This is a genomic window from Lacimicrobium alkaliphilum, from assembly GCF_001466725.1.
GTDB lineage: Bacteria > Pseudomonadota > Gammaproteobacteria > Enterobacterales > Alteromonadaceae > Lacimicrobium > Lacimicrobium alkaliphilum_B.
Genome location: NZ_CP013650.1, coordinates 2,637,139 through 2,649,997 on the forward strand (window position 1 = coordinate 2,637,139; position 12,859 = coordinate 2,649,997).

10 protein-coding genes are annotated in these 12,859 nt (G+C 48.4%); 7 read left to right on the forward strand and 3 right to left on the reverse strand.

The window, feature by feature from the left end:
* Positions 1-463 precede the first annotated feature (463 nt).
* The 4 genes from AT746_RS11950 to AT746_RS11965 are packed head-to-tail and all read left to right on the forward strand — an operon-like array spanning position 464 to position 5,070.
* Positions 464-2,278 (forward strand): sensor histidine kinase, encoded by a 1,815-nt coding sequence (locus tag AT746_RS11950; protein WP_062480605.1) that lies wholly within the window; start codon positions 464-466, stop codon positions 2,276-2,278.
* A gap of 16 nt (positions 2,279-2,294) precedes the next feature.
* Positions 2,295-3,638 carry a sigma-54-dependent transcriptional regulator gene (locus AT746_RS11955; protein ID WP_062480607.1) on the forward strand — a complete coding sequence of 448 codons (1,344 nt, stop codon included), beginning with the start codon at positions 2,295-2,297 and terminating at the stop codon, positions 3,636-3,638.
* Positions 3,639-3,654: 16 nt separating this feature from the next.
* A complete protein-coding gene (locus AT746_RS11960; protein WP_062480610.1) occupies positions 3,655-4,116 on the forward strand; it encodes a CreA family protein in 462 nt (153 codons plus the stop codon).
* Between the two features lie 51 nt (positions 4,117-4,167).
* A complete protein-coding gene (locus AT746_RS11965) occupies positions 4,168-5,070 on the forward strand; it encodes a histone deacetylase (RefSeq protein WP_197414251.1) in 903 nt (300 codons plus the stop codon).
* A gap of 17 nt (positions 5,071-5,087) precedes the next feature.
* On the opposite strand, the gene nhaC is transcribed toward AT746_RS11965, so the two are convergent.
* Entirely contained in the window at positions 5,088-6,494 is a 1,407-nt protein-coding gene (gene nhaC, locus AT746_RS11970; RefSeq protein WP_062480613.1) for a Na+/H+ antiporter NhaC, read from the reverse strand.
* A 497-nt stretch (positions 6,495-6,991) separates the two neighbouring features.
* Between nhaC and AT746_RS11975 the strand changes: the two genes are divergently transcribed.
* The 3 genes from AT746_RS11975 to AT746_RS11985 all read left to right on the forward strand — a co-directional run bounded on the left by AT746_RS11975 (position 6,992) and on the right by AT746_RS11985 (position 11,831).
* Entirely contained in the window at positions 6,992-8,971 is a 1,980-nt protein-coding gene (locus tag AT746_RS11975; protein WP_062480614.1) for a hypothetical protein, read from the forward strand.
* Positions 8,968-10,686: a hypothetical protein gene (locus AT746_RS11980; RefSeq protein WP_062480616.1), complete on the forward strand. Its 1,719-nt coding sequence runs from the start codon at positions 8,968-8,970 to the stop codon at positions 10,684-10,686. The genes AT746_RS11975 and AT746_RS11980 overlap by 4 nt, the downstream gene beginning before the upstream one ends.
* Positions 10,687-11,030: 344 nt before the next feature.
* A complete protein-coding gene (locus tag AT746_RS11985; RefSeq protein ID WP_335338196.1) occupies positions 11,031-11,831 on the forward strand; it encodes a YecA family protein in 801 nt (266 codons plus the stop codon).
* A gap of 261 nt (positions 11,832-12,092) precedes the next feature.
* Here the strand turns inward: AT746_RS11985 and AT746_RS11990 are convergent, their stop codons facing one another.
* Together AT746_RS11990 and AT746_RS11995 are read right to left on the reverse strand one after the other, a co-directional pair.
* Positions 12,093-12,371 carry a helix-turn-helix domain-containing protein gene (locus AT746_RS11990; protein ID WP_062480618.1) on the reverse strand — a complete coding sequence of 93 codons (279 nt, stop codon included), beginning with the start codon at positions 12,369-12,371 and terminating at the stop codon, positions 12,093-12,095.
* On the reverse strand, positions 12,368-12,706 hold the full coding sequence (locus AT746_RS11995) for a type II toxin-antitoxin system RelE/ParE family toxin (RefSeq protein ID WP_231730931.1): 339 nt from the start codon (positions 12,704-12,706) through the stop codon (positions 12,368-12,370). Before AT746_RS11995 ends, AT746_RS11990 begins: the two co-directional genes overlap by 4 nt.
* Positions 12,707-12,859 lie beyond the last annotated feature (153 nt).

The window sequence follows — 12,859 nt, forward strand, 5'->3', positions numbered from 1 at the left end:
CGAGGCTAAAATGCCCCCTGGCTTTGTTATGGTCCTTCGATTTAGATCCACTAGACCTTCAGAACCATGCCTTGCCAGAGAACATTTTTGTCTCGCTGAGTGAGCAATTATCTATACGAATTGGTATTAGAGTTAACCCAATACGACCAAACGTAATCTGAGTTAACAACGTTAACCTTTTTGCAACATGCCTGCCAGTTTGTATAATCATTAATTTCACTTATAAATCAAACAGATAATAAAACCCAATTATTTTGCATGGGTAGTACCATACCCAAGCACAAAATCTGATGGGTAGATTTCCACCCATTATCCGGCGCTACCTTTTCGCACCATCTCTGGCCGCCACGCCTGAATGTGAATTTTTTTAATCTTATGCTTTCAATCCCATAACATTGCCGGTTAAATTAGTGCTCGTTTTCAGGTGCCACATGCCATGCCCGTTTTAATCAGGTTGTAATCCATGTCTCTCAGTTTTCCCTTCAGATATTTCAGGAAATCGTCACTGACAGTAGCGAAAGCGGTGATGGTGTGGCTGATGCTGGCACTGGCGGTAGGCGTAGTTGCGTATTTCAAAGGGCTGGAAAAAACACAACAACAAGCCAGTGCCCGTCTCAGCGAAGTGGCCACCAAGCTGGAAATTGAGCTGGACAAATACCGCACACTGCCAAAGGTATTAGCGTTACACCCGGATATTCAGCAAAGCCTGCAGTTCCCCGAAAAGGCCAGCCCGGGCCGGATAAATCATCTGCTGTCTCGCTATAATCAGGCTATATCCAGTGACGTTGTCTACCTGATCGATGCAGATGGCCTGACATTAGCGTCAAGTAACTGGGACAGCAGCGAGAGTTTTATAGGCACAGATTATCGCTTCAGACCTTATTTTAAACAGGCCATGGACGGCAATGCCGGCAGCTATTTCGCGCTGGGTACAGTGTCAGGTAAACGGGGCTATTACTTTTCATATCCGGTGCGCAAAGACGACCAGATCCTCGGTGTACTGGTGATCAAAGTGGCGCTGACCGTTCTCGAGGAAACCTGGTCGGCACCACCTTTTGAGTTTCTACTCACCGATGTGCATGGCGTGGTGTTTTACAGCTCTTATCCTCAGTGGAATTACCATACTCTGGCCAGACTCGCGCCTGACACCGAAGCGCAATTGCTCGAACAACGGCAATACGGCAGCCAGCCGATCCCGCCCCTGACCGACGCACAGACTATTCAGCAACTGAGCGAACAGCAGCAACTGCGCCTTAACAAAGACGGCCAGCGCCTGACTTATCTGCAGGCTCATCAGGATATGAGCAATGCCGGATGGCGGCTGTTTGTGCTGGCGCCAGTGACACTGCTTTATGACGATGTGATCCCCGGTGTGTTGCTGTTTACGCTGGTATATGTACTGCTATATCTGATTGGCTTTTCCTGGCGACGCACCGTGGAAGCCAGGAAGCAACTGGCGATCATCAATGAGCAACTGGAACATCGTGTGGAAGAGCGTACCAGTGAGCTTCGCGACACCAACGAACAGCTACGCCAGATTATCGAAAAATATAAGCAGACTGAGCTCACCCTCAAACGTACCCAGAATGAACTGATTCAGGCCGGCAAACTGGCCATCCTGGGGGAAATGTCAGCCAGTATTAACCACGAACTGAATCAGCCCCTGACCGCGATGCGCACCTATACTGAGACCCTGTGCCTGTTGGTGGAGCGCGGTGATACTGAATCAATCAAGCAGAATGCGGCGGAAATTCTCAGGCTGAACAAGATGATGGCGAAGATTATCGGCCAGTATAAGCTGTTTGCGCGAAAGTCCGTCGGCAAGGTAGGCCCGGTATCCGTGGCCGAAGTGGTCAGCGCGTCGCTGGGCATACTGGACTCCAAGGTCAGTCACTACAAAGATCGGCTCAGCGTCACCAGTGTTCCCACAGATATTCAGGTTATCGCCGATGCGGTGCCCCTGGAACAGGTGGTGATCAACCTGCTCAACAATGCCTTTCAGGCCATTGAAGACAGCCCACAACAGCTAATCCGCTTCGATATTCATTACAACGACAATCACGTGAGCCTGATTATCGAAGACTCTGGCCCGGGTTTTTCTGATGAAGAACTTAACCGGCTGTTTGAGCCCTTTTATACCACTAAGCGCAAGGGTCTGGGACTGGGGCTGACCATATCAAAGCGTATAGTTGAATCTTTCGGCGGGCAGATTGAAGCCAGCAATATAAATTCCGGTGGTGCGCGATTCTCAGTGATCCTGCCCCGTTTTACCGATTAATCCATGGAGTCAGAACATGCAACCACAGGTGATCCTGATTGATGATGAATCCAGCATACTCAATGCGCTGGCACAGCGGCTGAAAATAGAGGGTTACGAGCCACTGTGTTTCAGTCATGCCGAACAGGCCCTGCCCTTGCTGGAGTCTGACTGGCCAGGCGTGATCATAAGCGATATCAATATGCCGGGCATGGACGGCATCGAATTTCTCAAACAGGCACTTGACCGTGATCAGGAGCTGGCGGTGATTATGCTTACCGGCCATGGTGATGTCTCCATTGCCGTGGAAGCGATGCGCCTGGGTGCCTATGATTTTCTCGAAAAACCCTTTTCCAATGAGCACCTGCTTGATGTGCTGCGCCGGGCCACAGACAAACGCCGCCTGGTACTGGAAAACCGCGAACTGAAACGGGAGCTGTCGGTACAGGGCACATCCGGCCCGAGGATCCTGGGCAACAACCCCAGAATAAAAGCGCTACGGCAGATACTGGCGCGGGTGGCGGATATACCGGCGGATATTCTGGTCAGAGGCGAAACCGGTACCGGTAAGGATCTGGTTGCCCGTTATCTGCACTACAACAGCAAACGCAGCAGCGAGAACTTTGTTGCCATAAACTGCGGTGCCATTCCTGAGAATATGATTGAAAGCGAGCTGTTCGGTTTTGAAGCCGGAGCTTTCACCAGTGCCCAGAAACGCCGTATCGGCAAGATTGAACATGCCAATGGCGGTACCTTTTTCCTGGATGAGATAGAAAGCATGCCCATGGCCCTGCAGATTAAATTGCTGAGGGTGCTGGAAGAGCGCAAGATCGAGCCGCTGGGCAGCAACAAAGTGGTCGATCTGGATGTACGCTTTATCGCCGCGGCCAAAGTGGAACTCAGGGATTTAGTCGAGCAGGGTGAGTTTCGTGAAGATCTGTACTACCGCCTGAATGTAATCAACGTAGAAATTCCACCTCTGCGTGAGCGCACCGACGATATTTCACTGCTTTTTCAGCACTTCGCCGCCATTGCCAGCAACCGCTTCGGCACCGATGCCCCCAAGCTCGATACCCGCCAGCTGTATGCTCTGCAGGCTCATGAGTGGCCTGGTAATATCCGCGAACTGCGCAATGTGGCAGAACGTTTTGTGCTGATGGGCGGAAAATCTGTGCTCGGGCAGGACAATCCTGAGCCTCATCAGAGTACACTGTCACTGGCAGATCATCTGAGCCACTTCGAACGCTCAGTGATTCAGGACGCCCTGCAGGAAAATGAAGGCCGCCTGGCCAGCGTACAACAGCAACTGGGTATCGCCCGTAAAACCCTGTATGACAAAATGCGCAAGTATGGCCTGGACAAAGACCAGTATAAAAATTAGCAATCGAGGAAAACCAATGAAACCCGTCTATCTCGCTCTGCCCCTGATACTCCTGCTCGGCTGCGACAGCAACGAAGTCGGCGATGTATCGCTGGGACTGTTTACCACCAAGGACATTAAGCTGGATGCCTTTACCGACCCGGTAGTGACCGGAGTCACCTGCCATGTGTCGAGTATCGAGGCGAACCTGGATTTTTCTGACCCCTCAGATAGTGCCATTGCCTGCAGGCAAACCGGTCTTATCAGTGCCGAAATGATTGCTGCAATAGACAAAAGCGACAGTGGCGAAGTACTGTTCAGCAAATCCAAAAGCATCTTCTTCAAATCCATGAAGATTCGGCGCATTTTCGATCCAGAGCACCAGACCCTGATGTATGTATCTTACTCCACCAAAGAAACCTCAGGCAGCTTTAAACACAGCCTGTCGACGGTGCCACTGTGGGGCACCGAGGCTTACGGCAAAGTTTCAGGAAACTGATATCAAAGCGGTATATCTATTCGGGTGCGGCGTTGTTTTTAGGGCGCTTCAATGATGATCCCACTGGTGTTTCATCCTATTTACAGCCAGCTCTCGCTGCCGGTACGACATCGCTTTCCGATAGAAAAATATCAGGCCATTCGTGACAAGCTGGCTGAATCTGCTGTACCGGATAACTGGTTTTATCAGCCTCAGCCGCTGACTATTAATGATTTGAAAGCGCACTTTTGCCCGGACTACCTGTCAGGGCTGCTGGCCGGCACACTGGAGCCTAAAGCCATGCGCCGGATTGGCTTTCCCTGGTCTGAACAACTGATTCGCCGTACGCTGACGGCGGTGGCGGGCACCTGCCTGACCGCCAGACTGGCACTGGAGCACGGTAAAGCGCTGAATCTGACCGGCGGCTATCACCACGCCTTTGCCGATTTTGGCTCCGGCTTTTGTATGCTTAATGATCTCTATCTGGCCGCGCGAACGATGCTGGAAACAGCAGAGATTGATAAAGTACTGATCGTGGATTGTGATGTGCATCAGGGCGATGGCACCGCTAAACTGGCAGAGAATAACCCGGATATTATTACCCTCTCACTGCATGGCGAGAAAAACTTTCCCCATCGCAAGCAGATATCGGATATGGATTTTCCCTTACCCAAAGGCACAGGCGATGATGACTATCTGGATACTCTGGATAGTGCCCTGAGCCTGGCATTTAATCTGCACCGCCCGGATGCGGTGATCTATGACGCCGGAGTGGATGTGCATATCAATGATGATTTAGGCCACCTTCATATCAGCACAGCAGGCATATACCGGCGCGACAAACTGGTATTTGAGCGCTGTGAAAAAGCAGGGCTGCCGGTAGCTGCGGTGATCGGTGGTGGTTATCAGCGGGATATTGTCGCCCTGACAGAAGTGCACCTGCAGCTTTTTCGGGCCGCCGGAGTCGTGAAATAAATGCTGCCAGTGCTGGATTAAGAAGACACCGGTTCAGCCTGCCTGTCAGCGTTTTGCCACATGGCGATACCGGCAAAGCCGTAAAACACCGAGATGGCCAGCACCAGAAAGTGGTACCAGAGAAAAGGAAGATAACTGACCGTGGCCACGCCCAGGGTTGTGGCCATAAACACGCCGCCATCTGTCCAGGGCACCATGGGGGTAGTGATAGTACCGCCCGCTTCGGTATTTCTGGATAACACCCGCCGGTCGATGCCCATCTGATCATAATTTTTGCGGGTAATGGTACTGGCGGTAATCAGCGACACATAAGCGGCGCCGCCCAGAAAATTACCCAGAAAACCGGCAAATACCGTCGACACCCCCAGCTTGCCTGGAGAATCGGCCCAGCGCCGCAGACGTTCTGAAATCACCGTGAGTACCCCGGTCTGATCCATCAGCCCCCCTAACCCCAGTGCGAACAGCACCAGTATGATCACTTCAAACATCGACGACATGCCACCGCGGTTGAGCAGAATATTGAGAAAATCCAGATTCGATTCTATCTGGTTGCCACTGTACAGGGTGCGGATTGCCGCAACGATATCATTGCCCTGAAACAAGGTGGCCCAGACTACGCCCAGCAAGGCGCCGAAACAGATCACCGGCACCGCTGGCATATGCAATACCAGCAGACCGATTACAATGGCAGCCGGCAGCAGACTGTACCAGGCAATCATAAAGTGACTGTCGAGCGCCGTCATCGCCTGCTGCGCCTGAGAAATATCACCATCGGGCTGGTAAAACAGCCCGGCCAGCAGGAACAGCACAAAGGTGATCAGAATGGCAGGGCCGCTGACGGTAAACATGGATTTGATATGCTCCACCAGTCTGACTTCACACAGAGATGCGGTCATCACCGTGGTATCGGAAAGCGGCGACATCTTATCGCCCACATAGGCGCCACAGATTGCGGCCCCGGCCACAATCGGCAGCGGCATACCAAAGCCGGCACCAATCCCCATCATGGCAATGCCAGCCGTGCCGATGGTACCGAAAGACGTACCGGTAGCCAGAGAGGTAATGGCACAAATCACAAAAGCCGCCGGCAGAAACCATTCGGGGCTCATCGCCGCCAGGCCATAGTAAATGATACCCGGCACGATGCCACCGGCCATCCAGCTGCCGATCAGCGCCCCCACCGCAATCAGCACCAGCACCGCATCCATGCCCTTGTGAATGCCGGTGGTAATGGCCTTTTGCATGCTGGCGTAATCCTGACCGAGCCATTTACCCAGACCAATAACCAGAAACCAGCTGACAAACAACGCCAGATGAATAGGCAGCGCCATGGCCTGCACAAACAAAAAAATCACGCCAATGATGGCCACCGCCAGCAACAGCACCTGACGAAGACTGGGCAAAGCAGCCGGAGGATAGGTCATGCAGCTCTCCTGAATATTATTGTTATGGCCAGGATCTGGCAGTACTAACCTGCCTGAAGCAGATTAAAAAGCACACAACACCAAGCTACCCTAAGCGACAACTATTCACAATAATATCAGGCAGATAGTGCCAGGCTAACCGCACAGATTAGTGAAATAAAGGGAAGATTTTTCGGACGCACACTAATGATCAACTTGGCGATACAGAATTTAATAAACTGGAGCAGCCCCGGTCTTACCTGAAATGGGAGCATTGATTAGCCATCCCCATTGTCCTCATGTAAGCTCAGAGCAGTGGCCAAAAAGAATAATCAATGAGCAACGTTCAGAACTTCAGCACGGCGATGCTTCTTCTTAAAGTGCCTGTTCATGCTGGAGGCTTTATTTTATTGCGAAGTCGAAAGAGGTCAATAAAAGACAGTCGGAATAGGGACTACCAACGGAAGTCAAAATGTGGAACCCTAGCGGAAATAATCAAGCATCCGTGACTTCCAAGAATGAATACATCTGTTACTAACTTCCATGACCTGCCACCTGAGGCCATTCCCTCAGATATTGCCAAGTTAAGTTACGAGTCTCATCTAGAAGATGCCAATGCTCTTGAAGTGGAACTCTCGGACCATCCGTCTATTCTTGACTCTGGAGAGAATCCCAAACTTTTTACCATCGATGTAGAGCACAATCTGCTCCAGTTCGTCAACGTTGAAGCAAAGAATCATTGCGCTGCAATACACTTATTCAGGTCTTATTCCAATTCGTCTCCCGTCTGGGGTGCCGAAAAACTGTTCGATGAATTGTATAAAGTTTGGGTCCAAGAGCATCATAGCAAAGACACTGTAGCTGGGCGTTTTCTTGGCCTATTGTCTTCATCGGATACGAACGTATTTGGCCTGGGTCAGGAAGCTATTAAGGGAAAGGATTCACACAGAGTTTATGTCGTTTTCTCCTGCCTGGGCAGTTCCTTTTTATTCATGAGAGAGCTGCCATTGCAGGGACTTCTCGAGTTCTTAGAAGCCCAATACAATTTAGAACACAGAGACCAATCGGTTCCTGTTTTTTACAACGAACTCAGTGACTTTCTGTCAGAAAAACTTCCTGTTGCTCAACAACTTGCTGAGCTCATAAGGAGGGACTTATCTGAAGCAAAAGTTAGATTATATGTTAGTTGTATGGAGGCGTTTACCAAAGCAGGAGAGCTACCAAAGGCCATTAACTGCGCCTTAGAGGATGTAAAGTCAGATAAGAATATATCGAAACGCGCCGCAATGCTTATTTTGGGTCAGTTGATAAGACATTGGGAGGTTGTCCCTGAGTTACGAAAGGAAATCCAAACACTGATAATTAATACGTGCGACCACTCTGAAGACGAGATCAAACGAACTTCTTTGAACCTGTTAAGTCGTGCAGCGAGTACACAACATGAATTAATACCAGAACTGGTTAAAAGAGCAGTCGAAAACAACCAAAACGCCCTGCATGCTCTTAAAGACTTTGTTTGTATGAACGGAAAAGTAATAGCAGAGTTGAGCGACCTTAGTAATGTTCTCGAGCCCTTGATTTTTTTGACTGCAGAAAATGTAGACCTTCTTGACTACTCACTTTCCCGCCTTATTAAAGCTGAAAAACATTGTGAGGCAGTTGAGGATTGGCTTACCCAATGGGCAATCAGAAATTGTGCTTCCTTGGACTCTGAAGACAGACTAAGCAGAAGCTTTCAACAGTCAATTACGGAACTGTACACCCAAGAGAGACTTTTCAAGCTGTTAACGGATTGGGCTCTTGCAGACGAGAAGGGCTTAGGTGTCGCCTTCGCTGACGTAATAAGTGAGTTATGGGTACGTGGTATCAAGAATCCCGTATTCCATAAGTTAACAATCGACTCACTTAACCAAGATGATTTTAGGTATTTGGCGAGACGAATGCTTGGCTGGATTTGCCATGAAGAAGCTTTACTGTCACTCACTTTTTCGTTGTTGGATACGGATAACGCACTCAATCGTTCGTTTAGATGGGTCCATGAGCTACTAACAAACGATATTGGTAAAAATTATCCTCGAGCAACGCTTCAAGAAATAGAGAACAGACTAACCACTTCAACCGGTGACGAAGATAAGTTGTTACGCTCAGCTCACACCAAGCTTTCAAAATATATAGATGCGCTGGACAAACTCCCGCGTCTCAACGAGCTGCGCCCACCTGAAATGCTTCAACGCCACATAACATTTAAGAAAAATAAACAACAAAGAGAAGGGCAGGAGGCGGCCCAAAAGCATTCATTATTGACGCAATTATGCACGCATATTCCCCTTAAAAATGGAAATGGCTGGTTCAGCATTAGGGACGGAAAGATTGGCGAGATAGGTCGCCTATCAACACATTCTTTTCACGGAACACTTCCTGTCGGAGCCGTAATGGACCCTGTAAACGACACGATAACAAGACTAGGTTACAGAACCGCAAAAAGAGGTGATGAGTGAAATTAATTATCGCCGAATACCTGCGAACACTTAGAGAAAGAGATGAGCTTGATAGGTTGCTACCAGACCTGCTTGTTGAAATGGGCTACAAACTCGTTGCACGCCCACAAACAGGTAACAGGCAGTATGGTGTAGATATCGCTGCACGAGGTGAAAACGATGACGGTCAAGAAGAACTGTTACTATTAGTAGTAAAAAGAGGAGATATAGGATCATCTGAATGGGATACGAAGCCACAGTCAGTTCGTCAAAGCATAAATGAAATTTTTGATGTTTACCTTAGATCCCATCTCGAACCAAGAGATGAAGAATTGCCAAAGCACATAGTTTTAGTTACCAATGGGGAATTAAAACAGACAGTACTAGCAAATTGGTGTGGCTTGGTTTCTGAATATGAAGACAAAGCAAAAATAGAGTTTTGGGGAATTGATACTATCTCCAGCTATGTCGAGGAATACCTTCTCGACGAGCATGTCTTTCATGATGATGACCGGCACGATCTAAGAAGAGCTTTAGCGCTCTCGGGCGACAGTGAGTACAACAGGAAAGATCTGCACCGGATCTTCCGACGGGCGCTGGATTTAGATGAAAAAGGAAATTTGACAGAAGAATCGAAAACAGGAAAGAACTTACTCAAGGCAATGAGAATAGTCAACTTATCAGCCCAAATCTACGCGAATTGGTCTCTGTTAAAGGACGGTGACAGCCGCCAAGGACTATTGGCTTTGGAGCGAGCTCTGCTTTGGTCTTGGCATAGAATTCAGCTGACTGACTCAAACAAAGATGTTGTTAAAGGACCTTTTACCAGCATTTGGAGTAGCTACACCAGATACATTCCTGAATATTTTTCAAGGCTTATGCCTTACTACTTCACCCCAAATAGCCTTAGTCGAAGTCCAACCTATGGGGGAGCTGAAACATCCCTTGTTGCATTTGAACAAATCGGCTTTTTGGCAAGCTTTGCTGTATTCATGGCTTTGCAACCAATTTCTCCCAATCAGGACAGTGAACGGGAGTACTGGTTTCAACAGTTAAACTCAGCATGTGACGCACTAGTTGCATTCATAGACAACAATGGAATTTGTACTTCGCCGTGCCTGGACAGCCACAGTCAGGACATTACCTTGGCTCTCTTTGCCCTTATGCTTGCGGGAAGAATTGAATTTGCTCAAGGATGGTTGAAACGGTTATTCAGAAATATAGATTATTCGTATAAGAGTAAGAACTATGTACCAATAGCGATAGAATCTCTGGAAGACCTACCCGACGAAGGCGGATGGCTGGGAGATCATGCCTCAAAACGTATGATGGAAATGTCATGGACTCTTGCGACAATAGCAGGCTGGTGTGTCATCCTCGACTTAGAAGACGTATACAAAGCCCTAGTTGAAGGCGCTACTCAAGACTATCCAAACACTTGTATCCAGCTATGGCATCCAGAAGATGACTTCTATCAGCACCTCTACTTCCGTCCAGCCCACTTTGTGTCAGGTGTGTCTCAAGCTCCGATAGAACTTCCACCGTCCATTGAAGAATATAAAAAGCAAATGATGCAGATACTTGAATCAGATTTTGCCAAAGCCATTTCCGGCTCCCCGGCTGTTAAATCTCGTCTATTAGGTTTAGATTTCATCGCTTTTAGACATTTCTCCACACCGGTACCTCCTGCAACTTGGTATGGAATTTTAAGGCAAGAAAATGACCTAGATTCATAGACTTGTACACCACAACATTTCCAGACATATTATGTTGTAGGCAAGCCCTTCTAACCAGACCCCATTCGGCAGCCTTTCCATTGTAAATACATGGTTTATATTAGTTAGTGAGTCAGGGCAAGATCGCGAACGTTTTTTAAACAGCGATTGTATCTTTAGTGGTCAAATCTTGTGTGTTAACTAACCAAAATTGCTCAAGCACTATGAGCCTTAGTTGACGGAGTAATCACTTTGGTCAGAAATTGAGCACACGTGCGGTCGCCCTGGTTATTGAGTGACTTACTACGTAGGCATCGCAAGTCGATATTGCGGGTGACTTTTGGAATGAATAAAAGCAAGACTGAATGAAAACAGGACGCAATGATCCCTGCCCTTGTGGCAGTGGCAAAAAATACAAACGCTGCTGTATGGATACCATCTCAAAGCACCACGCTGAAGTGTTTGATGACATCGCACAGACGGTGGGAATGAACCCTGACCTGACCCTTGATGAGTTAAACCAGGTTGCTCAGCATAAAATGGCCGAACGCAATAATCGCCCTGATGAGGATTTTTGTGGCCTGACACCCACGCAAATGGAAAACTGGCTTTATGCGCCGTTTAGCGAATTGGACGGGGTGAACATCAGTGTGCCCGGTGACTTATCAACCAGCCCGGTGATGAGTTATTTAGCTGTGCTCCTTGAGCAAGCCATTTTGCAGGGCGGCTGGATAAAAGCGACAACTAAAGGCAATCTGCCGGCGAAACTTGTGAAACAAGCAGGCGAATTGTTACCTGGGTTTGCCGTCGCTCAGTTTGAAACTGAGCCCAGCATTAGCGAGTTTACCGGTAGTAATGAAGACAAATTTGACGCACTGCATTATGCCCGGGTGTTAGCTGAGCTGGCGGGGATCATTTATCTCAAAGGTGGCCGCTTTTATGTGGAAAAAGTCGCTCAGAAGCAGTATCAACTGCATGGGCTCGGCGCATTTTTTCTGCCCATGTTAGAAACAGCCGTTAAGCAGTATAACTGGGGCTACCTGGATGGCTGGTCAGATGATGTTGATCTTCGGCCATTCTGGCTGTTTATGCTCTGGCGTCTGCAAACACATGGCTCTGTGGATAAGCTCACTGACGAGGTGTGCAGAGCCTTCCCCCTTTGCTGAAGCAGGTACCTGAGGATGAATATCTTTCGCCGCGAGAACACCTGGATGCGTTGATAAGCTCACGTTTTGTGATTCGGTTTTTGCAGTTTTGGGGCTTTGTCACTATCGATCCGAAAAGGTACGCAGATGGCGTTCGGATACCGCGAAAGGTAACACTGCTGCCGTTACTCAAACAGAGCTTCACATTCACTGACTAACTCCCTACTTCAGCATGCTGCAGCTTCGTCGCAACTTAGTTCAGATGAAAATACCTGCAGCTTTTTAGGGTATTTTTTGCATTTTCAGTGACAAATCAAAACCACAAGCATGGGCATATTTGAGCAGGGTCGCCCAACTGGGGTTGGCATTGCCACGCTCCAGACGACTGATATTGCTCTTTTGCGTTTTCATTCGCTCAGCCACCTGCTCTTGCGTCAGCCCTGCAGTGGTGCGCATCGTGAGCAACTTATCAATTAAATTAAATTCAGACTCCAGGTCGTCATATTCAGCCTTAACCTCGGGATTATCGAGTGCACGCTGTTTCAGATTTTGTAAGCTCATGATTTGTTTACCTCTTTCTGGCGTTGACGGGCCAGCTCAAGTTCATGTTTAGGGGTTTTCCGTGATTTTTTCACGAAAGCATGTAATACATAAATGCGTTTGCCTGTTAAGTAGCAAAACAGGCTGCGACCAATCCCTTCCTTAGCTTTTGCTCTTATTTCGAACAGACCATGCCCCATCGATTCAGTATGAGGTGGGCCTAAATTTGCCCCGTGCTTTTCCATCAGTTCCAGTAATTTAATCATTCTTGCCTGGATCTTTGGTGGCATTCGCAAAATGATATCTTCAACGCCATCGTAAAAATCGACTTTCCAAGTCATTAGCTTCTCTTCCATTAGGAGTTATCATTAATGATAACCCTCGATGGCCGTTTTGTCCAAGATCCACTGGTAAGTCTTAATCCAACCTATCAGCAGGTTAAACTTAAGCTCAGTCTATATCCCTCGCACATACGGTGAGGATTTGAAGTGAAGAGTTTTCAGAAAGGA